General features: G+C 57.2%; 18 protein-coding genes and 1 pseudogene. 13 read left to right on the forward strand and 6 right to left on the reverse strand.

Going from position 1 to position 20,591, the window contains the following annotated elements:
* The first annotated feature begins 218 nt into the window (after positions 1–218).
* The gene (locus CEE69_RS03945; RefSeq protein ID WP_233214603.1) at positions 219–1,538 is read left to right on the forward strand and encodes an FAD:protein FMN transferase; all 1,320 of its coding nucleotides are present in this window, start codon (positions 219–221) and stop codon (positions 1,536–1,538) included.
* 34 nt (positions 1,539–1,572) lie between these two features.
* Here the strand turns inward: CEE69_RS03945 and CEE69_RS03950 are convergent, their stop codons facing one another.
* On the reverse strand, positions 1,573–2,385 hold the full coding sequence (locus tag CEE69_RS03950) for a 4'-phosphopantetheinyl transferase family protein (RefSeq protein ID WP_233214609.1): 813 nt from the start codon (positions 2,383–2,385) through the stop codon (positions 1,573–1,575).
* A gap of 101 nt (positions 2,386–2,486) precedes the next feature.
* Here CEE69_RS03950 and CEE69_RS03955 point away from each other — a divergent pair, with 101 nt between their 5' ends.
* From CEE69_RS03955 to CEE69_RS03965, 3 genes are all read left to right on the forward strand, one after another.
* Positions 2,487–2,882, forward strand: coding sequence for a hypothetical protein (locus CEE69_RS03955; protein ID WP_099259435.1), 396 nt, complete (start codon positions 2,487–2,489; stop codon positions 2,880–2,882).
* A gap of 94 nt (positions 2,883–2,976) precedes the next feature.
* Positions 2,977–3,360 (forward strand): hypothetical protein, encoded by a 384-nt coding sequence (locus CEE69_RS03960; protein ID WP_099259436.1) that lies wholly within the window; start codon positions 2,977–2,979, stop codon positions 3,358–3,360.
* A gap of 24 nt (positions 3,361–3,384) precedes the next feature.
* Complete coding sequence (locus tag CEE69_RS03965; RefSeq protein ID WP_099259437.1) at positions 3,385–3,858, forward strand: hypothetical protein; 474 nt, start codon at positions 3,385–3,387, stop codon at positions 3,856–3,858.
* On the opposite strand, the pseudogene CEE69_RS33615 reads toward CEE69_RS03965, so the two are convergent.
* Positions 3,858–3,932 (reverse strand): annotated as a pseudogene (locus CEE69_RS33615) (hypothetical protein); the annotation flags it as partial. The gene CEE69_RS03965 and the pseudogene CEE69_RS33615 overlap by 1 nt on opposite strands.
* Before the next feature lie 178 nt (positions 3,933–4,110).
* On the opposite strand from CEE69_RS33615, the gene CEE69_RS03970 reads away from it, so the two are divergent.
* A complete protein-coding gene (locus CEE69_RS03970) occupies positions 4,111–4,671 on the forward strand; it encodes an REP-associated tyrosine transposase (protein ID WP_099259705.1) in 561 nt (186 codons plus the stop codon).
* 190 nt (positions 4,672–4,861) lie between these two features.
* Here the strand turns inward: CEE69_RS03970 and CEE69_RS03975 are convergent, their stop codons facing one another.
* Positions 4,862–6,409 (reverse strand): family 16 glycoside hydrolase, encoded by a 1,548-nt coding sequence (locus CEE69_RS03975; RefSeq protein ID WP_099259438.1) that lies wholly within the window; start codon positions 6,407–6,409, stop codon positions 4,862–4,864.
* 188 nt (positions 6,410–6,597) lie between these two features.
* On the opposite strand from CEE69_RS03975, the gene hemB reads away from it, so the two are divergent.
* From hemB to CEE69_RS04005, 6 genes are all read left to right on the forward strand, one after another.
* Complete coding sequence (gene hemB / locus CEE69_RS03980) at positions 6,598–7,629, forward strand: porphobilinogen synthase (protein WP_099259439.1); 1,032 nt, start codon at positions 6,598–6,600, stop codon at positions 7,627–7,629.
* A gap of 167 nt (positions 7,630–7,796) precedes the next feature.
* Positions 7,797–8,453: a class I SAM-dependent methyltransferase gene (locus tag CEE69_RS03985; protein WP_233214611.1), complete on the forward strand. Its 657-nt coding sequence runs from the start codon at positions 7,797–7,799 to the stop codon at positions 8,451–8,453.
* Positions 8,454–8,932: 479 nt separating this feature from the next.
* Complete coding sequence (locus CEE69_RS03990; RefSeq protein ID WP_037254513.1) at positions 8,933–9,340, forward strand: GntR family transcriptional regulator; 408 nt, start codon at positions 8,933–8,935, stop codon at positions 9,338–9,340.
* Between the two features lie 85 nt (positions 9,341–9,425).
* A complete protein-coding gene (locus CEE69_RS03995; RefSeq protein ID WP_099259707.1) occupies positions 9,426–10,433 on the forward strand; it encodes an ABC transporter ATP-binding protein in 1,008 nt (335 codons plus the stop codon).
* Positions 10,430–12,952, forward strand: a complete 2,523-nt coding sequence (locus tag CEE69_RS04000; RefSeq protein WP_099259440.1) for an ABC transporter permease — start codon at positions 10,430–10,432, stop codon at positions 12,950–12,952. Before CEE69_RS03995 ends, CEE69_RS04000 begins: the two co-directional genes overlap by 4 nt.
* Positions 12,949–14,337, forward strand: a complete 1,389-nt coding sequence (locus CEE69_RS04005) for a hypothetical protein (protein WP_099259441.1) — start codon at positions 12,949–12,951, stop codon at positions 14,335–14,337. The genes CEE69_RS04000 and CEE69_RS04005 overlap by 4 nt, the downstream gene beginning before the upstream one ends.
* Positions 14,338–14,506: 169 nt before the next feature.
* Here the strand turns inward: CEE69_RS04005 and folK are convergent, their stop codons facing one another.
* From folK to CEE69_RS04020, 3 genes are all read right to left on the reverse strand, one after another.
* Complete coding sequence (gene folK, locus CEE69_RS04010; RefSeq protein WP_099259442.1) at positions 14,507–15,583, reverse strand: 2-amino-4-hydroxy-6-hydroxymethyldihydropteridine diphosphokinase; 1,077 nt, start codon at positions 15,581–15,583, stop codon at positions 14,507–14,509.
* Positions 15,584–15,623: 40 nt separating this feature from the next.
* Positions 15,624–16,064 carry a hypothetical protein gene (locus tag CEE69_RS04015; RefSeq protein WP_099259443.1) on the reverse strand — a complete coding sequence of 147 codons (441 nt, stop codon included), beginning with the start codon at positions 16,062–16,064 and terminating at the stop codon, positions 15,624–15,626.
* Between the two features lie 113 nt (positions 16,065–16,177).
* A complete protein-coding gene (locus CEE69_RS04020; protein ID WP_099259444.1) occupies positions 16,178–18,043 on the reverse strand; it encodes an ExeA family protein in 1,866 nt (621 codons plus the stop codon).
* 200 nt (positions 18,044–18,243) lie between these two features.
* On the opposite strand from CEE69_RS04020, the gene CEE69_RS04025 reads away from it, so the two are divergent.
* Both CEE69_RS04025 and CEE69_RS04030 read left to right on the forward strand, forming a co-directional pair.
* Positions 18,244–19,065, forward strand: coding sequence for a class I SAM-dependent methyltransferase (locus CEE69_RS04025; protein WP_233214620.1), 822 nt, complete (start codon positions 18,244–18,246; stop codon positions 19,063–19,065).
* Between the two features lie 21 nt (positions 19,066–19,086).
* Entirely contained in the window at positions 19,087–20,550 is a 1,464-nt protein-coding gene (locus CEE69_RS04030; RefSeq protein ID WP_099259446.1) for an aldehyde dehydrogenase (NADP(+)), read from the forward strand.
* Positions 20,551–20,591 lie beyond the last annotated feature (41 nt).

Genomic DNA, 20,591 nt, shown 5'->3' on the forward strand with positions numbered 1-20,591 from the left:
TCGGTTGCGATGCTTTTATGTAGACAACCGAGGCTCTTCGGTTGTCATGTTTCACGTCGGCAACCGAGCCCTTCGGTTGCCTTCCTGATTGCGAGTGCAAACGATTGCATTCGGGATGGTCACCGATCTCGTTGGCCAAATCGCTCATGCAACATGGACTGATCGCCGAACGGATTCTTCGCTCAGGACTCCAGATCCAAACCAATGCGATTCTTTCGATGAGAACTCATTCCAGCGTTGTTGCTTTCTTTGGAAGTTGGTTCCTCGCAGCGTATTGTTGGGCGGCGACCGCACATGCCGCGGACCCGCTGACACTTCGCGGTGCAACCATGGGCACGACCTACATGGTCAAGGTCCACTCGCCTCCGGTAGAAGCGGACTGGGAGTCGGAAACGGCCGCTGCGATCGATCGCGAACTTCGTTCGGTCAACGATCAGATGTCGACATATCTGAAATCGTCCGAGCTCAGTCAATTCAACGACTCCGATTCGACCGAATGGTTCGACGTCAGTGCTGATACCGCTGGAGTTGTCGCTGCAGCCTTGGATCTTTCGGAGAAGACGGGCGGTGCCTTCGACGTCACCGTTGGGCCGTTGGTGGATCGTTGGAGCTTCGGTGCTGGTGAACGGACGAACGACGTTCCGAGCGAAGACGAGCTGGAAGAGCTGAAGAAAAGTGTCGGCTATCAGCATCTGCAATCGCGATTGGATCCGCCGGCTTTGAAGAAAGACATCGCGGGCCTGCGAGTCGACCTTTCTTCGATTGCCAAGGGACATGGTGTCGACCGAATCGTGGAGTTGTTGAAACGCCGTGGGGCAGAGAACGTGTTCGTCGAAGTTGGCGGCGAGGTCCGAGTGGCAGGCGACAAGTCGGGTGACTCATGGAAGGTGGGCATTCAGCAGCCTGATGCTGGCGGACGAGAACTCTTGGTCGCTCACAAAATTCGCGACGCTGCGATGGCAACCTCCGGCGACTACCGCAACTTCTTTGAAGTTGGGGACCAACGCTATTCGCACACCATCGATCCGCGGACGGCTCGACCGGTCACCAATGGATTGGCATCCGTCAGTGTGATCACCGAGACTTGTATGCTCGCGGATGGTTGGGCGACCGCATTGAATGTGGTCGGCCAGGAAGAAGCGATGCGATTGGCTCGCGAAAATGAGCTGAGTGTGCTGGTTGTTCAGCGGCTCAATTCTGGATTCGTGAGCAGCGGCACGGGTGAGTTGGCGGAGTACGCCGACGCGGATGTCTCAGCCGATGTTGCGGGTGCGGATGCCGCCACGACCAAGGCAGAGAAATCCGAAGCGAAGACATTCACGCAGCGCATGGCACCAGTGCTATTGATGACGGGGCTCACCTTCGGGGCGGTACTGCTGGCTATGGCCGTCGGCGTCATCTTCGGTCGCCAAGCCATCAGCGGATCGTGCGGCGGATTGAACGCCAAGGTCGACGAGGATGGCGTTTCGCGTTGCACGATGTGCAGCACGCCCTCAGAAGCCTGCCAAGAGCTACGTGACAAGATGGTCGAGAAATAGCGGGCTTGTCATTCAGGCGGCCCGTTGCTTCGTCCTAGCAATCTTGCATTCGTTTGCGGAAGTCTGAGAGCTCAATCTTCGGGACGATGTTGCTGGCTTTCGTGCCGAGTGCGACGGCGGCAATATAGCCTTGCCGTGGAATCACGTTGCGAATTTGCCAGTGGCGACCCTGGGCAAGTGATTCGTCTTTGAGAATCAGTCGCGGGGAATTCGAGGCTGCATTCTCAAACGCAAATTGGTCCAGCGGCGTGTGCAAGCCGGTCCCGATGGCCTTGATGAACGCTTCTTTGAGCGTCCAGATCTTGAGGAACAAAGCCTGTTTCGCGTCGCTGTTTTTGACCCGGTCGAGCTGGTCAATTTCTTCCGGGGCGAAGTAGCGTTGCGCGAGTCCCGGATCGGTTTTTCGGTCCAGGCCTTCGATGTCGACGCCGAGCCATTCATCGGCGGCTTCGGCTCCAATCCCGCAAACAACGAGGCCCTTGGTGTGGGCGATATTGAAGGGGCGTCGAAGTTGTTCGGGGGTTTCGACGATCGGTTTGCCGTGATCGAGGCTTCGAAACTGGATTTGATGCGGGGCGGTTTGGGTGTCAGCGATCAGGAATCGGGCCATGCCGCGTCCGATCACGTGCTGATGCCGCGCTGATGCGACGCGGAATTTCGCCGCCGATTGGTGCTCTTCTTGCGGCAACCAACGCATGCAGAACGACTCGATCTTGCCGGGAGTGTCCTGGGCCGCCGAGGCGTACCAAAGTTGGATCGGGGATTGCTGGTTCAGCGGTCGACCCGGCGCAGTGGTGGGCAGCTCGGAGTCGTCGATGTTCGATTGTACGGGGGGATTTTTCGTCATGGCTGCCATGATCGACAAAACAGGGCCCACCCGTCAATCACGCTGACGGGGATCTAGAAAAGGAGTGTTCGTGGGCGCGGATTCGGCTCGATGAAAACGATATGATTCGCGATCCATTTCCACTGCCGTGCCTGCTCGCCGAAGACGCTCTCGAAGCGATTTCGTTTGACCGCGGAATGTTGTGGTTGGTCGCGGGCTTTTTGCTGTTGGGATGGGTTTTGGCGCGGATGACGATTTCCCGGCGACGGAAGGCCATCCAGCAACGCGGGGAGAGCAGGGAAACACAGCGGCGTTTGGACTCGCAGGTCAAGACAGCTCTCCCTCTCAGTGACGCGCCGATCGAGACGCAGCGTTGGCAGGTCGCGATGTTCGACCTGCAACGAGAGCTGACTGGTGATTTGGACACCCGTGCCGCCGTTGTTCAAAACCTGATCCGACAAGCGGACCAGCGAATCGCGATGCTGCAGGAACTCGAGCGTCGCCATCAGGCTGAGTGAGCACAGTTAACATTGGTGTGCGACGCCGAGATAAACTGGATGGAAAGATGTCCATTCGTTGACTTGGAATTGTCGCTGATACCGGAGGCGCGCTTTGTTTCGATTCAGTCTCGCAACGCTGATTGCTTTGCCGATCGTGGTGGCGTCGTTTGACTTTGCGGTGGTTCGTCCGGTGGTCGCAACGGTTGTTTACTTCGCCATCGCAGCGATGCTGTTTCTCTACGGGGTGACCGCGAAGCAGGTTGAATCGCAATTGGACGTGAAGTCCAGGCCCGGGTTCGTTTTCGCGACGGGTTGTTTGATTGCATGTGTGTTGGTTCTGATGTCCGTGCAAACCCTGAGAAAAACGTCTCGGAAGTTTCGTGAATGGTCGGTGGCACATCGCATGGAACGCTCGGGCTATCGAAAGGTTTGGGATGAGCCGACCTACGGGCGGAACGGGCAGGTCCTTTCGCGAGGGTACCGTTGGGAAAAGTGATGTTTGCCAACGCTGAGTGGAGCCATGATGAATCCATATGAGAATCAGTCGCTGATTGAAGATCGCTACCAGGTGGATGTCGTTCGCACGCCCCTGACGTACATGCATGCACTGTTGGTTGGAGTTGGGGTGTCGATCATCACCCCGGTCTACTTGTCCGTGAGTTGGCATGTTCGATCGGGAACCCTCTGGGTTTCCGACATAACGTTCTGGCTGCGTGAGTTCACGATCCCGGTGACCGTCGGAATCGCCGTGGCGTTGTTGGGAGCGTGGTTGGTGCCTTCCCGTTTGACCCGATGGCTGACGGCCTACCGCCTCTTGGTGCCATTCATCGTGCTCACTGCATTGTTCTCCACGATGTTCACGTTGCTGGGCTACGGTTACCTCAACCAGCCCATCCAGTTAGGCCGTATTTACCTGACGTCGCTGTCGGCGTTCCATGCCGTGATCGTCGCCACCGCCGTGTTCTTGCACCTCGCCTGCCGCCCGCGACCTTGATTGCGTAGGCCAGGTCCCACCTGGCGATCATAGAAGGCCGGTGATTGATGGGCTTGCGCGGGGGCGGGTTTGTCGCCTCGCTTTGTTCCAAAGCATCGGTTGGGGTGCCATGTGAGACATGGCCTACGATGCTTCGTGACGAGTCTTTGGTGTCAAGGAATGAGTTGTGTGTGTGGCGTGCTGCGGGCTATGGAGGCTTGCAGGTGCAATTTTCAGTTGGCTTCGTTGCGGGACAATCGATATGGTCGGGTGATGTCAAATTACCATCGGATGTACCTGCCAGGTGGGACGTTCTTCTTCACCTTGGTTACCTACAACCGCCAACCAATATTCCAATCGTCGATGGCGAGATCCTGTTTGCGGCAGGTGATCCAGCAACAGCTAGATTCCTATCCATTCAACTTGTTCGCGATCTGCTTGTTGCCGGACCATTTGCATTGCGTGTGGATGCTACCGCGAGGCGATTCGGATTATTCGGCCCGCTGGCAGGCGATCAAGCGTGGCTTTACCCGGCGGTATCTCGACCTCGGCGGTCAAGCTTGTTCCGTGACTGATTCCCAGCGGCGCGAAGGGCGGAGCGGAATATGGCAGCCTCGTTTTTGGGAACACACCGTTCGAGACGAACAGGATTTGGAGCGTTGTGTCGACTACATCCATTGGAATCCCCGCAAGCACGGTTTGGTGCGAAGAGTGCGAGACTACCCGTTTTCAAGCTTCCACCGATTTGTCCGCGAGGGGCAGTACGAGCCCGATTGGGGCGGCTTGGAACCCGATTTGTCGGCGGGCAATCAGAATGACTGGGGAGAACCGTGACATCGGCTGAACAACCGGCGGCACGTAGGCCAGGTCCCACCTGGCGATCATAGAAGGCCGGTGATTGATGGGCTTGCGCGGGGGCGGGGGTGTCGCCTCGCTTTGTTCCAAAGCATCGGTTGGGGTGCCATGTGAGACATGGCCTACTTCAGCGCTGTTGCTGAAGTAGGGACTGCTTTGGATTCGGTGTCTAGTTCAGGTCGCGGATTTGGATGTCGCGCCAGCTGACTTCGTAGGGGCCGGTGCCGGCTTTGATGCCGTGGACTTGCAGGCCGAGGAATCCGTTGGTGGATGATTCTGGGTCTTGGATGTCGCTGATCTTTTGATCGCCGATCCAAACCTGAATTCGGTTGCCGTGGGCTCGTACCAAGTAACGATTGAACTGGTCGTTCTTGTACGCATCCTTGATCGGTTGTTCTTTGGTGATCCAGCCGCGGCCGGTGGCTTCGGAGTAGATGTAGCCAGCTTCACCCGGAGCCGATTCGATCTCGACCTGTGGGCCGAAGACTCGCCCGCCCTTTTCGCGAGATTGCGAGCGGATTTGAACGCCGCTGTTGAGACCCGTGTCCACGTTGACTTCGAAGGTCAGTTCGAAGTTGCCGTAGTTTTCGTCGCTGCAAAGGAACGAGTTGGGGCTGCCTTCCGATGTCGTTCCAACGATCGTGCCGTCTTCGACTCGGTACTTCGCGGTGCCATTCTTGCGGTTCCATCCATCCAAGCTCTTTCCGTCGAAAAGCGGTTTCCATCCATCGGCTTTCAAGTCTGGTGCCGCGTCAAAATTGACGTTGCTTGATGGCGAAGCTTTCGCGCCGCTTTCGACTTCGGAAGCTTTGGCGGGGTCACCGGTCGCGGCTTCGTCGCTGCCCATCTTGTCAGCAGCAACAGCAGCCAGAGTTACGTTTCCAGTCGCGGCCCATTCAGTTCCTCGACGGAGCGACGTTTGGAACGCGAGTCCCTTCATCGCGGGAACGTCGTGCCCGAGGGTGGTGTGAAAGACACGGCCTTCGCCGTACTGGATGGTCATCAAGATGGGTTCGTGTTCGCCGGTTCCGCCAGTTGCCGGGTTGCTGTAAGCGGTCGCCAACACGTCCATGTTCTCGGCGGGGCCACGAAGTTTTCCATACAATTCGTCAGCGACTTGAAGGAACGACTTCGGCAAACCAGCGGTGATCGGGTGCGAGGCATCGCGAACGACCATCATGAAGGGCACGCGTTTGCCGTGTTGTCCGCCGCCACCTTTGGACATGTCGCGAGTGAATTTCTTTTGGTCTTCTTTCCAGCGAACGTAGGGTCCGTCTTTTTCATTGCGTCCGCCCCAGCCGCCGACGCCGATCATTTGGTTGTAGGCATCCCATTTTGGGAACGAGTTGTCCGCTGCATGAACGGTCACGAAACCACCGCCCTCGCTGACGTAGGTCTCGAAAGCCTTTTCGGTTTCGCTCGACCATGCTTCACCGTTGTAGTTGGAAACCACGACGTCGTAATCGGTGAATTTGGGTGCAAAGCCGGCTTTGTCTTCACCTTTGCCAGGCGCGGTTGCGACCGTGACTTTGGCGAAATCGCCTGATTCAAGAGTGGCCTGGATCAGTGGCGTGGTTTCTTGCCACTTGTGGTTGTTTTGGCCGTCGATCAGCAACACGTTCAGTGGCTTGGATTCGGCGGAGGCTTGGTCGGTCGCAAACGCGGCGGAGAGGAGTACCGCGGAAGCGGCAAGAATGGTGCAAAGTCGAGATTTCATGGGTGTTGAATCAAGGGGATGAGGGGCAGGGTGGAACTCAAAAGCCCCCGGCGGGATGCTAATGAGCGGGCCCCAGTTTAACAGATCGGTCGGGTAGGCTTGGCACGTTCTGTGAAGCAAAATGGAAACGTCTCACCGCGGCTTCGGGGATCTAGATCGTCGTCGCTGTTCCTCCATCGATTTCATGGGTGCTCGTTTTGTCCCGATTTTCAGGCTCTCCCGCTCCACGTGCCGCCTTTCCCGCCACCCGGCTTCGCCGCGTTCGAGCGACCGACTGGTCACGCCGCCTCGTCCGTGAGACGACTTTGTCGGTGGACGATCTGATTTGGCCGCTGTTCGTGATGGATGGTTCGGGCGAGCAGCCGGTCGGATCGTTGCCCGGGGTGAACCGGCTGGGAGAGACAGATATCGTTGCGACCGCCAAACGAGCGGTGGACTTGGGCATTCCCGCGATCGCGTTGTTCCCGGCGACAGATCCGAAGCTGAAAACGGAAGACGCGGCCGAAGCGTTCAACCCGGACAACTTGGTTTGCCGAGTCACCCGCCAAATCAAAGACGCGGTGGGCGATTCGCTGGGGGTCATTCTTGATGTGGCTTTGGATCCCTACAGCAGCCACGGTCAGGACGGCTTGGTTCGCGATGGACAAGTCATCAACGATGAAACGGTGGACGTGTTGTGTCAGCAAGCGATCGTACAAGCCGCGGCGGGATGCGACATCATCGCCCCGAGTGACATGATGGACGGACGCATCGGAGCGATCCGGACGGCGTTGGACGAGGCCGGGCATTCCGGTGTCCAGATCATGTCCTACGCCGCCAAGTATGCGAGCGCTTTCTATGGACCGTTTCGTGATGCGGTCGGGTCGGCGGCCAGCCTCGGGGCAGCGGACAAGAAGACTTACCAGCAATCACCTGCTCAATCGGACGAAGCGATCGCGGAAGTCGCGTTGGACATCGCGGAAGGTGCCGACAGTGTGATGGTCAAACCGGGGATGCCGTACCTGGACATCGTCGCTCGCGTGAAGGAAACCTTCGGCGTGCCAACGTTTGCCTATCAAGTCAGCGGCGAATACGCGATGCTGCGTGGAGCAGCTGATGCGGGCTGGCTGAACGGCGACGCTGTGATCTTGGAAAGCTTGCTTTCATTCAAGCGTGCTGGCGCCGATGGTGTGCTGACGTACTTTGCGGCCGACGCGGCGGAATTGTTGCACCGCGTTTGATCTTGCTCAACATCTTGCCCGTAGGATGGTCTTCCAAGACCGTCCTGCAAAGTTCGTGGGGCGATCTTCCAAGACCATCCAAGTCGAGCGCGACGGTCTTGGAAGACCATCGTACGGGCGACAAATCGCTTCTCTTCCTATTTAATCTTTCGAAAATACATCTCAATATGGCCGATTCGCTTTCATTCGCCTGGCACTGGGAAGACACGCTGATCGCCGGACAAGAACGACCGTTGGCGGTTGCTTCCGATCCCGACGCGATGTTGATCGAGGCTTGCGAGCGTCAAGACGCTGGCGAAGAAGGCGTGATCGATCCGTTTTGGGCGACGACTTGGCGGGCGGCTTCGGGGCTGGATCGTTTTTTGGATCGAGTTCCCATTCACAATCAAGACGTGTTGGAAGTTGGTTGCGGGACCGGGCATGCTGGGATCGCGGCCTTGCTGCGTGGGGCTCGCGTGACGTTGACGGATGGCGTCGAGGACCCGCTGCAATTGGTGCGGCTCAGTTTGTCTCGATTGGGGCTGCACGCTGACGTGCAAGTCTTCCGGTTGGGCGAGGGTTCACTCGCGCCGAAGAAGTTTCCGTTCATTCTGGGCAGCGATGTCACCTATCTGAGAACGCTGTGGCCGGAGTTGTTGCAGTCCGCCGACGAGCATCTGACCGAGGATGGACAATTGATCTTGAGCGACCCTCAACGATTAATCGCGACGGAGTTTTCCCAGTGGGTCAAGGACAAACCTTGGAGCTACACCGAACACACGGTGGAGATGGATGATGATCCGGAGCATCCCATTCGCATCATGGTTTTGACGCAGAGTTCATAATGCTTACGCCATGTCCGTAGCCGGATTCGCCAGGATTCGGAGTCACCAAGTCGTTAGATTTTTCGAGTCGTTTAGATCCGAATTCTGGCGAATCCGGCTACGAAGAAACGGGCAACGTCCTGCGTTTTCCTGCAAAGCAGCAGAGTAGAACAGTTGTCCCCAACTGTTCGCGTGCTAGGGACGAAGACTTCGAGCCGCGCAAAGCGAACGCGGTGAATCTTCGAGATGGGGTGTGATCCCACGATGTCATCCGTCGCGACGGAACGATTAGGGACAATTGTTCTACTCTGGTGACGTCTCGTGCTCGCCTCGCTTTGTTCCAAAGCATCGGCGTGATCGCCAGGTACAACCTGGCCTACGGCAGCGTACGCGTCTCGGCCTACCAAAATTTCTTTTGCAAATTCGCTTGACCCTCTATCGTGTTCGCTGTACCGTGTAACCAGTACACCAGTTAACCAGGTTTGGGCATCGGTGCGAATATGTTTTTTACAGTCGACCCTTCCAACGGCGTGGCGATCTATTCCCAGATCGTTCGCCAAGTGAAATTCGCTGTCGCGGAGCAAACGTTGCGTCCGGGGCAGCTTCTTCCCAGCGTTCGGCAACTCAGCCAGCAGTTGGCGGTCAATCCGAACACGGTGGCGCGAGCCTTCCAGGACCTGCAATCCGAGGGCGTGATCGAAACGCTCCGCGGTCGCGGGGTCGTAGTCTGCAAAGGCGCCGTCGAGCGTTGTCGCAAACAGCGGCAGTCGCTTCTTGCGGAACGCCTTTCCGCGGTATTGACCGAAGCTCTGCAAGCGGGGCTGTCAGCCAAAGAGGTCCGCAAGCTCGTCGATGAGCAACTGCGGACACTCGACGGAACCATTGAAGCGATTGCCGAGTTGCAATGAGCTTGCCATGCGGACGAGCCCGATCGCTTGGCCGCGTTTGATTCGACGCACACTGAACCCATCTCATCGAAGCAGGATCGTCATCATGAACCCCGTCATCTCGACCGATCAACTGACCATGCGTTTTCGAGGCTGCGACGCCTTGCTGGGCGTGGATCTGACCATCCAACCCGGGACCGTGTTCGCTCTGCTGGGCGAAAACGGAGCCGGCAAAACCACGCTGATCCGAATCCTCACCGGGTTCCAAAAACCGACGTCAGGATCCGCGTCCGTCTGCGACTTCGACCCGCTGAAGCAACCGTTGGAAGTCCGTCGCCGGGTCGGTTACGTCTCCGACAACCCGGCACTGTATGACTGGATGACGGTCGGGCAAATCGGTTGGTTCACGGCTTCGTTTTATCCCGATGGCTTCTACGACGCCTACCGTGAATCGATCGCGAAGTATGAGATTCCCGAGGACCGAAAGATTCGCGTGCTCAGCAAAGGGCAACGTGCCAAGATCGCTTTGTCGCTTGCTCTGGCGCACGACCCAGAATTGCTAATCTTGGACGAGCCAACGTCTGGCCTGGATCCAATGGTTCGTCGTGAGTTCCTGGAAAGCATGATTGGCCGAGCTGCATCGGGCCGAACCGTGTTTCTGTCCAGTCACCAGATCAACGAAGTCGAACGGGTCGCTGACACGATCGGGATTCTGCACAACGGCAAGCTCCAAGCCTGCGAACCACTGAACGATCTGAAAGGCTCGATGACGGAGCTGACCGTTTCACTGGACGATCCGCTGGTCCAAGTCCCGACGTTGCCCGAGCCAGCCGAAACGTTGCTGGAAGAGAACCAAGGTCGACAGCGGCGAGTTCTGGTCCGCAACTTCGATCCGTCGATGATTTCCTTCATCGAGTCCGCTTCTGGCGTTGTCGGCGTGCGAGATCGAACAATGACGTTGGAAGAAATCTTCATCGCTCACACGCGAAAAGGTTTCGCTGGCCCGCCCGGACCGCCGCCTGAATTGTCTCGCGGACCGATCGAGTCGCCGAAACCACCAGCGGGTGACGGCGGACGTGAATCCGAAGTGGTCACCACGGGAGAACAGTCATGAACGAAACTCGTCTATGGCAGGGCCTGCTGTGGAAAGAGGCCAAGCAGGTCATCCCGCTGATCGGGATGTTGTTAGGAGTCTCGGCCTTATTGTTCATCGTGTGGGCAGCCACTTCGCGGCAATTGAATGTGACGCTGCAAGCCACCGGGGACATTGTTCCGCTGATCATGCCAGCGTTGTTCGCGGCCGGTGCGGGGGCGATCCTGATCAGCCACGAAAAGGAAACTCGTTCGTTGAACTGGCTGGCGTCTCTTCCGATTCCAGTTCGTCCGATCGTGATGACCAAATTCATCGTCGCACTCGTTGGGTTGATGCTGATGTGGCTCGGATGTTGGCTGCTCGGAATCTTGGCCGGATTGGATGGTGGCAACGGTGGACCGCTGACTGAATTGAAGCAGATTCACCCCGCCTTTTGGTTTCTGCATTCGGTCTATGTCTTGCTCTGTGGGTTTTACACCGCATGGAGAAACAAGAATGCCTTTCCCGCCCTGGTCTGGATCGTTCCACTGGCGTTGCTGCCCTTTCTGGTGGTGGAAATTTGGCATGCGATGCCTTTTGTCGGGAGCTCGCAATACGCGGATGTGCCTCAGAAGACTTGGGTGATGGGAATCGTGACGGCTTTGGCGATTCCCATCGCGGGATGGTTTGCGTATCGAGCAGGCCGGAGAGAGCTGCAGGCCGATGAACCGGAACGATTGCTCGGCCGTGACGGGTTGCATTCTGCCGATGCCTGGCGTCCACCGGAAAATTCGGCACCAAGCGAGTTGCCGTTTCGAAATTCGTTGACTTCGTTGGTTTGGCAGGCCATTCACAGTTCGCGTTGGATGTCGATTGGCTTGAGCGCGCCTCTACTTGCCGGTGCTTTGGCTTGGTTGGTGCTGACCAATCACATCGGTGACATTTCCAGCTGGTCGATGGTCGCGATTCAGGTATCAATTGGATTGGCGTTGCTGGCCGTGTCCTGGTTGGGCGTTGCGGTATTTACGGGAGACGGTTCCTCCGGGCGATTGAAGTTTCTGGCCGATCGCGGCGTGTCGCCTCATCGTGCGTGGGTTGGCCGTCACTGGTTTGGCGTCAGTCTGCTATGCGGGATTTCTTTGTTGATCCTTGTGGTTCAGGCCATCCTGGGAACACCACTCAGTCCGGATGCATACGATCGACCCGCTGTGCCGGAGGTTTCTCTGCTGACGATTTTGGCTGTGTTCGCGGTCGTGTATGGCGTGTCTCAGTGGACCAGCCAATTGGTACCGATGCTTGCAGCGTCCGCTTTCTTGGCTCCGGTGCTCTCGCTGGTCGCATTGGCGATGCTGATCAACGCGGGCGTGGGCAACGGGGTTCGACTGGGATGGTTGCTGCTCATTGCCGTGCTTCCGTTCGCTGCGACGTGGTGGACGATGCAAGACTTCATGGACGGCCGGCGTGGGGTGAAGTATTGGGCGGTGATGGTTGGCGGTGCGGTCTTGTTTATGTTCGCACCAAGTGTGCCATCGACCATTGCGAAAGCTCGCCTTCCATCGATGCCGGAAGATCGGGTCGCGGAGTTGTTGCCTGAAGCACGCGAACTGGCCTCCCGAACGCGTTTCAACGCGATTCCGATGCGACAAGGAGACCTTGAGCTTCGAGACGAGCTTTGGAGTCCAGCCGGCGAGATCGATGGTGAATTGGCGGTGGATCGTTTTCAGCAACGCAACTTCATGTCAGCTGATACATGGATGGTGATTGGGGATCAGGACGAGAATCCCCTGCGAGCTGATTGGTGGAATGTGCAAAATGGTTTCGAAGCCGCTTCGCTTGCGAAGATTCGATGGAAGCAAGATCCGGATGATATTAAGAAGGAACAGTTGGCCGCGTTTGTTGATCGTCTGACGATGATCGCCAAACGTTTGAGATTGAGCATTCGTTGGTACGACCAAGAGGTGGCGGATCAAGTCGAAATTTGGCTTGTCAACAACCTATCGGATGAGGCCCTCACTCCATTGCGATCAGAGGAATTTTTCCAAAACGCGTTGACGCAGGTCGGAGACTTCGAGGGCCGGCAAGCGGCACGTCGACGAGCTCTTTTGATCAGTTGGTACCGGGATCGAGAAACATCCAGCCTTCTTCAGGGGACACTGTTCGGAATCAGCGCCATGGAGGACTGGTTTGAACGAGTGCCCATAGGATGGAGAAACTCCATCATGAAGCAAGGATTCGGTGCGGTTGTCGATCGATGTCTCAACTTGCTGGACAAAGGCCAGTCCGGTAGCGATTTGGAATCCGACTTTCGAGCCCTGCACGATTTACTTGGCAGACCAGGTGGCGATTTCGAAACGAGCCCTTTTGCTGACAACGTGAATCGAAAAGGAAAGGCTTGGGTGGGCACATGGACTCCCGCTTACCAGGGTTACATTGCGGCAAGCTGGTTCGAGCCCTGGGAGTACAAAGGGCAGGAAATGCTTGAAATGGACCGTGACGAGGCCGGAGTGGAAAACGAATCGACCATTGAATCCAATGACCCGTCTGAGGAGGGAGTCCAATGAGTTATCGCGCAACTGATGTTTGGTATCGAGTGTGGATGTGGGGGCCTCCCGTGTTGGTTGTGATCGCGATCACTTGGGGTGTCGGACGCGAGTATTGGGCGACAAGTCGATATCATGCGATTGTCGATGAGCTTGAGAGCAATGGTGTTCCCGTCACAACGACGCAAATTCGCGATCGGTACAAATCCTTTGAACCGACCAATGAGTCTTTGGAGTGGAAGGAACTCTCAGATGCGGTGTCGATTTTGAGAGAAATGTCACGAGACTCTGTCAAAGGACTTTCGGACCTTGTACCACCGAATGAACCTTGGCCCGCAAAGCCTTTTGCCGAGTTGATGAGCGAACAAGCTCAACCGTTGCTGGAGAAGATGGACACATTGCTTGCGAAAGACGTTCCGATCCGTCTGCCCTATACTATCCCAAATCGGTACATGTCCGTTACGCAATATCTATTCTCTTCGTTGCAGGATCAACTGAACGACGAGTTTCGTTTGGCTTATCACAATGGTGATTCAGAGCGAGCCCTGTCGCTGATCCAAAAGAGCCGCGACTTGGGGCAACGAATTGGCGATTCGGGTGGGCTCAACAATTACTCGCAGCAAATTCGCAATCGTGATTGGTTCGCGGTGGTGCGAAAGTCGATGAAAGCCGAGTTTTGGGATGCCAATCAGCTACGCGAAATACGCAAAATGATTGGCGACAGCGATCTGTCGGGGGCATCGAGCGATGTCGATCCGGTGTCCGGTTTCGTCGCGTGGGAACCTTTGAAGCGTCAAAGTTATTTCGTGACTTACGAAGATGAGGGGGAACGCAGTGTCTTCTTCTTCGGTGCAACCGGAGTCCACGCTTTGGCGGCAGTCGAGTGGTTGCAAGCGGATCGAGAAGAACTGGAAGATCACAATGTGACACGAAAACGCACCAATCGTGAGCGCGAGGAAGACCAAGAACGGTTCGGCGAGATCGTTGATCGATCTCGAAATTGGGTGTCCGTACCGTACGCGACGATGAACCTTGATGTCCGACAGGTCTGGAGAATATCCCGGCCGAACCGGCTACGGCTCCAGACCCAGCAACACAATCAGAAGGTGTGGACGTTGATCGCGGTCTATTTGCGAGAATACCAAGTTGAGAATGGCGAGTTCCCGAGGTCCTTGGATGGACTGCGGTCCGTAGGAGCGAATGTCAAGGATTGGACGCTCACGACCGGAGAACAACTTGGGTATCGTGCGGATAGTGACGGTTCCACGGCGGTGCTTTGGACCGACGCTGGGACGCCTCACCCAACTGAAGAACGCGGTATTGGGCGAATCCCATACAGCGAAAGAACTTATGGGGCTGGACGAGCCGAACGCTATGAAATGTGGTTCAACAGAAAAGCGGAGTGAACCTCAGAGTAGAACAGTTGTCCCCAACTGTTTGCGTGGCTGGTTTGCGTGGCTGGTTGGAGTTGCTGGGTAGCGTGATGCGATCGCGGATGAAGCTCGAAGTGGGGTGCGGTTCGACAATGGAACGCTGTGAGACGGAACAATTGGGGGCAATTGTTCTACTCTGGCTTCACCACCAGTGGCCGTCTTCCGTGATGGGGTGGATTTCGCATCGCATCGAGTCGATCGCGGAGGCGAGTTCGCCGATGGCCCAGTCCAAGTCGTCGACTTCTAATCGGTATTCGGGCCACTTCCATCCAGCCGGCCAAATTTGATGCGGTGCTGGCCAGCGATCTTCTGCGGTTGTGTGCTGGATTCGGGCGAGCAACCTTGGCAGGCACTGCGAAGAAGGTGATATCTCTTCGCGAAATGTCTTTGAATCTCTCAGGGCCGAGGGCGGTTCAGCGGCGATCCATTGTTCCAACCCCTTCGCAGCATCCGGTTGATCGGGATCGATCACGGAGATTCCGTGTTCCGATGACAGTCGTTGGCAAATGACTTGCCGAAGTTTCGCGTCACCGCCGACCAACGCGATGGATGGGACGTCGGCCGCGATGTGATCGCGAAGGTCTTGGATCGTCCAACCGAAGCGAGGATCACAGAAGTCGGCCGCGACATCGCAAGCGGGTTCCAGGACAAATCGTCGGGCGGTGTAGCGAGGGTGCGGGACCACCAGGGCTTTGGCGGAGCCCGCGGGGCCTCGTCCGCCAATCAATCCACGTCGTCCGGCTGCGACCGATGGCCCGGCCAGTCGCCCATGTAGAACGACGTCGAGGTCAATCACTCGGGCACCCCAACGAACCAAACGTTTGCGGCCCAAGTCGATCTCCAGATGCTGAAGAACGTCCAGCACTTCAGCCGCGGAAGCTTCCGTCGCGAATGCTGCGACGGCGTTCAGGAACGGTGATTGTCCGCCTGGTCCTCCGATGGGAGGGGTTTCGAACAAGCGACTGGTTCGCAGTCGTGGAACGGAATCCTTGGGGGATTCGCCGGAGAGCTCGGTGCAAGGCGCGGCGACGACACCAGACTCCGCGACCCGCCGTGCCGCTTCGGCAATGACAACCCGGCGGTCACCCAGATTCGATCCGAAACTGATGAGGCACTGGGTGGGCATGAACGATTCGGTCGATTTGCGAGGCAGAGAAAGGTTTGCTCGCGAATGATAGCCGGAACCGGTGAAGACACCAACGATGGCGTGGCGGGCCAAATGGCTGGTACGCCCATCGACCGATTCGTATCTGATTCAGTCAGCGTTGCATCGGGACGGCGGTTGTCCACTCAGGAAGCTCCGTGGCTTCCGAGGTGATGCCCAGTACAATCGTTGAAGGGTGCTGGGACGCTTTGCCGATCAGCAGGCACTGAGAGAGATAGACGCAGTCGGTTAGGCTTTCTCGCTCAAGAGTCCGCTCACAGCGTCGAGCGTGCCACTTGTTTTGCAACGTGCTCCAGCCAAAGCCCTTGCTGGGGGCACACCAATCCACACGCAACCGCGGCGATGCAATGGAGTCGCCGCTTTCGGATTGATGCGTCGCGTTGGCTTCTCGCCAAGCGTGTCCCAACGCCACGAAGAACGCTGGTTGCAGGCGTAGTTCATCCGGCGTGACCAAGACCAACGTCTTGCCGTATCGAACGGCTTGTTCCACGGTTCGATGCAGCAGCGTTCGCAAAGTTTGATCCGGTGTGAACATCGACCACGTTGGGATTCAAAGCCCGAGAAACGATTCAAGCTCGAACAAAACGGCTCGGGATTTCCGAGCCGCTGAAATGTCTAGTGCGAAGATCTGGCGACCTTCGCGAACGATCAAGATTGCGGCGAACGCATCTTGGCCAACATGGCTTGGAAGTCGACCGCGACGGGACGACCAGCGGACAAGTCCGCTGATTCGTGATGCAACGCGGCGGTTTCGACTTGCACGTCGTCTTCGATGACCAGCATGTCGCGGTCGTCTTGGTTGACGGCGATGTCTTCCCCATCTTCTTCCATCCACAACACGGGAGCCGAGGCTGCCATGGCGGACTGGTTCTGCATCGCACCCATGTCGTCTTCTTCGCAGATCTCGTCCGAGCAGTTTGCTTCGTCGCTGACCAACGCCAGCGGTGAATTGGCCGCACCACGCATGCTGAGAATTTCTTCGTGCAGCGAGGTTTCCAAATCGGACGCCACTTCATCGTTGTCCGCGACGGAATCGGCTGAAGCGGCCAGCGAGTCCGCGGTCGGCTTGATTTCTTCTTCGTCATCGAACTCGCCGAACAATTGGTCAGCAGTCGGCGTCGCGGCGACGGGTGTTTCAACCACTTCATCCGTGTCAGCCGCTTCGGGCAAGTCCGATGCGAGAGCGGATCCGATGACGTCGGAGACCATTTCGTAGTCGCCTTCGTAGGTTTGGCAGTCGATGCTCAGCGAACCGAATTCGATGTCGCTGCCGGAAGCTTCGCACTGTGCGGTTGCTTCTTCGCAAACGAGTTGCTCGTCGATCATTTGTTCGGACGAGTCAACCACTGCGACTTCTTGTTGTTCGGACTCTGCCTTTTCGTTTTGGCACTGGCCAGTGGTTTGGCACGCTTGATCGCTGCACTCGGAAGTGCTGCAAGCTTGGGTTTCGCACTGGGTGACTTCCGCGGTCGCGGGAGTTTCGGCTTCTGCTGGCAACGGTTGATCGTTCCAACGTCGTCCGAGATCAGCGTCGTCTTGGCCATTGGCATCTTCGAATTCGAACGAGGCCGTCGCTGGTTGGTTGTCCGAGCTGGATTCGTTCCACATCGAATCATCGAGCGAGCCGAATTCGACGTTGGATGCTTCCGAGCTTGGTTCCGCGATGGTTGGTTCGTCCATCATCGGGCTGGGCAATTGTTGCAGCGTTGCCCAGGCACGATCGACGATCTTGTTGTCGATGATGCTTTGGTTCAGCGACGCGGCACAATCGATTGCGGCGGTCATCATTTGGTTGATCAAACGAGGCGTGCCGCTGCAAGCTTGGTGGATCGCACGGATCGCTTCGTTGGTGATCGCTTCGCTTGGGTTCGAGCCGCAGGCTTCAATCACGCGGCGAACGTAGGTTTGGGCTTCGTCACCGTTGAGCGGGTGCAGGTAGCATCGGGTTGCGACGCGTTGCACGAGTGCTTCGAGCGATGGCAGAGCGAGTGTCTCGTCCAGTTTGGGGCCGCCCATCAGAACGGCACTGACACGCGGTTGGCCTTCGCTCATCGTGTTGGTGATGATGCGAATGGTTTCTAAGACCTCGGGAGTCAAGGCTTGGGCTTCATCGACCAGCAACAACAGACCGGGGAATTCCGACGTGCTGCGAGCGAGTCGTTCCACCAAGGCGAACTGTGGATCTTCGTTCGGCGCCAGTGGCGTCGAGTGGATGCCTTGGACTCGGTTGAGACGCGTCAGCAAGTGACGTTGGAACAACAGCGGGTTGTCCAGCATGGCGTCGCCAAACACCACGACTTCGCGGCGACCGGCGAATTGTTTCAGCAACAGCTGGCACAGCATCGATTTGCCGACACCGGGAGGTCCGATGACCAGCGAAATCGCTTCCCAGGCTTCAATTGCTCGTTGGATTCGCTGCAGTGCCTCGTCCTGCGAGCCAACGGGGACGTAGCGATCCGCGCTGGGGAAGGGCGGGAAGGGTGGCACGTGAAAAGAGTGTTCAACCGAAGACATGGTCGAAGTTTCCTAGGCGGAACAAGTGGGAGAATGCGGACAAGCCGTCTAATCGTTACAGTCGTCACCCAGACCGCAGGGTCTGAAACAAAATTCATCCATCTCTGACGAATTCCACTCATGCCCCCTCGATTCGCACCGTGACAAAGAGCCCCGCGACACAGAGTTCGCCGACGAAGAAATCCCCGAAGAGGAAATCCGTGAAGGAGACTCGAGCGTCGAAGGCACGAAAACCAGCCTCGACCGCGACGATCGACTGGTACGATCGGCCTCAGTACTTCGACATGGTGTTTCGTGATGAAACGGCAACCGAAATGGCATTCCTTGACGCGGCGTACCAGCGTTACGCGACCGGAACCGTTTCGCGAGTTTATGAACCCGGATGTGGCAGCGGTCGTTTGGTGGCCGCCTCAGCAGCCCGCGGGTACGACGTCGTCGGTTTGGACAACAACGACGCAATGCTCGCCTATCTGCGTCGCCGATTGCAACGTCGAAAATTGTCTGCGGAGCTGATCAACGGAGACATGACGACACACGTCTGTTCGCCTGCTGTTGATGCCGCGTTTTGCACGTTCAACACGTTCCGGCACATGATGGACGAAGCCTCGGCGATCGCCCATTTGCATTCCGTTGCCAAATCTTTGCGTGAGGGTGGAATTTATGTTCTCGGGTTTCACTGCATTCCTTTGGACGCGGATCCTGACTGCACCGAACGTTGGAAGGCTTCTCACGGGGGCACCAACATCAGCGTGACATTGAAAGTGATTGATTTCCAACGGCGAAAGCGTCGTGAAACTCTTCGGGTTTCGATCAAAGCCACGCAAAAGAGCGGAACGGTCGAACGAGTCCGAAGTGAGTTTCCGTTGCGGCTCTACACGCCGGCTCAGGCCTTCAAATTGCTGAAGTCGGTCAACGACGTGTTTGAGATTGTCGGTGTGCATGACTTCGACTACGAAATCGAAGAGCAGCGAGAGATGGATGACGATCTGACCGACGCCGTGTTTGTACTGCGAAAACGATAGCCTCTTGAAACGAATGTAAACATGGATTCTTTCCAAGCCACCTGTGCCGCGACCGGCGAATTTCTTCCAGGCGAATTTGCCGAAGCGACGTCAACTCAGGTCGACGCTGCGTGTGAGCGTGCGGTTGATACGGCGATCCAGCTTCGTGAGATGTCACCTGAAACGCTCGGTGAGTTTCTTTCTGCGGTAGCGACCGAGGTTCGATCGCGCCGGAATGACATCGTGTCTCGTTGCGAGCTGGAAACTGGCTACGTCAACGCTCGTGTGGAAGGCGAATTTGATCGAGCGGCCGGGCAACTGGATTTGTTCGCCCGTTTGGCGGTCGAGCGACCCTGGGACCGCGTGACGACCGAGCCCGCTGATCCGGACCGCAAGCCGTTTCCCAAACCCAGCATGTCGCGGCGGTTTGTGCCGGTGGGACCCGTCGCTGTTTTTGGAGCCTGCAATTTTCCGCTAGCGATCTCGGTCGTCGGCAACGATTTCGTATCAGCGATTGCCACCGGCAACCCAGTCATTGTGAAGTCTCACCCGAGTCACCCGGGCACGTGCGAGTTGCTTGGGGATGCGGTCAAGGATGTGGTGAAGCGAATGGGGATGCCGGCGGGCACGTTTGAACTGTTGCATGGACGGAAGCCGGAGACGTCCGTTCGTTTGGTGTCGCACCCAGCCGTTTCGGCGGTCGGATTCACGGGCAGCCCCCAAGGCGGCCGGGCGTTGGCCAAGGCAATCCTGGAGCGAGAAAACCCAATTCCCATTTTCGCGGAATTGGGCAGCACTAACCCGGTCTTTCTCACCGGCGACGCGATGGCGACGCGAGCGGCGTCCATCGCCGAAGGGTTTGCCGCGTCGCTGAGATTCGGAAACGGCCACATGTGCACCAAACCGGGTGTGGTGGTGATTCACGAAAATGATGCCAGCGAATTTGTGGAAGTGACTCGTGGCATCTTCGCCAAACAGCCGAACTTGCCCTTGCTGAGTGGTCCCGTCGCCGACGCGTTCGATCGCGGTATCGAACGATTGCGTTCAGCCGAAAAGGTGGAAACACTGTTTGTGGCTGAACCAGCCGATTCGGATGGCCCGTGGCATCGCGGCGCCCACTGGTTCGGGATGGATGCCGAGACCGCGATTCGTGACGGCTGGCTGCACAGCGAAACGTTTGGCCCGGTTTCTATTTTGGTCCGATGCCGCCACGAGTCAGAATTGCTTCGCGTCGCTGAGCAATTCCATGGATCGTTGACCACCACGCTGCACACAGAAACGTCCGATAATGAATTTGCTCGCGAATGGCGCAGTGTTTCGGAACGTTTTGCTGGCCGAATCATTCTCAATGGCTGGCCCACGGGGATGGAAATCGGCTCGGCAACTCAGCACGGCGGCCCGTTTCCCGCCAGCCTTGACGGAAGCAGCACATCGGTTGGGCACGCCAGTTTGGAACGTTTCGTCCGCCCGGTTTGCTTCCAAAATTGGCCCTCGAATCGTATGTGAGACAGGTTGGATCGCGATCACATTTTGGCGGGAATTGTGAC

Source organism: Rhodopirellula bahusiensis (assembly GCF_002727185.1).
GTDB lineage: Bacteria > Planctomycetota > Planctomycetia > Pirellulales > Pirellulaceae > Rhodopirellula > Rhodopirellula bahusiensis.

What these genes read in the sequence shown, in the direction of transcription:
- CEE69_RS03945 (WP_233214603.1), top strand. Translation starts at nt 219, where the DNA reads ATGAGAACTCATTCCAGCGTTGTTGCTTTCTTTGGAAGTTGGTTCCTC.
- CEE69_RS03950 (WP_233214609.1), bottom strand. Translation starts at nt 2,385, where the DNA reads ATGACGAAAAATCCCCCCGTACAATCGAACATCGACGACTCCGAGCTG.
- CEE69_RS03955 (WP_099259435.1), top strand. Translation starts at nt 2,487, where the DNA reads ATGATTCGCGATCCATTTCCACTGCCGTGCCTGCTCGCCGAAGACGCT.
- CEE69_RS03965 (WP_099259437.1), top strand. Translation starts at nt 3,385, where the DNA reads ATGATGAATCCATATGAGAATCAGTCGCTGATTGAAGATCGCTACCAG.
- CEE69_RS03970 (WP_099259705.1), top strand. Translation starts at nt 4,111, where the DNA reads ATGTCAAATTACCATCGGATGTACCTGCCAGGTGGGACGTTCTTCTTC.
- CEE69_RS03975 (WP_099259438.1), bottom strand. Translation starts at nt 6,409, where the DNA reads ATGAAATCTCGACTTTGCACCATTCTTGCCGCTTCCGCGGTACTCCTC.
- CEE69_RS03985 (WP_233214611.1), top strand. Translation starts at nt 7,797, where the DNA reads ATGGCCGATTCGCTTTCATTCGCCTGGCACTGGGAAGACACGCTGATC.
- CEE69_RS03990 (WP_037254513.1), top strand. Translation starts at nt 8,933, where the DNA reads ATGTTTTTTACAGTCGACCCTTCCAACGGCGTGGCGATCTATTCCCAG.
- CEE69_RS03995 (WP_099259707.1), top strand. Translation starts at nt 9,426, where the DNA reads ATGAACCCCGTCATCTCGACCGATCAACTGACCATGCGTTTTCGAGGC.
- CEE69_RS04000 (WP_099259440.1), top strand. Translation starts at nt 10,430, where the DNA reads ATGAACGAAACTCGTCTATGGCAGGGCCTGCTGTGGAAAGAGGCCAAG.
- CEE69_RS04005 (WP_099259441.1), top strand. Translation starts at nt 12,949, where the DNA reads ATGAGTTATCGCGCAACTGATGTTTGGTATCGAGTGTGGATGTGGGGG.
- CEE69_RS04015 (WP_099259443.1), bottom strand. Translation starts at nt 16,064, where the DNA reads ATGTTCACACCGGATCAAACTTTGCGAACGCTGCTGCATCGAACCGTG.
- CEE69_RS04020 (WP_099259444.1), bottom strand. Translation starts at nt 18,043, where the DNA reads ATGTCTTCGGTTGAACACTCTTTTCACGTGCCACCCTTCCCGCCCTTC.
- CEE69_RS04030 (WP_099259446.1), top strand. Translation starts at nt 19,087, where the DNA reads ATGGATTCTTTCCAAGCCACCTGTGCCGCGACCGGCGAATTTCTTCCA.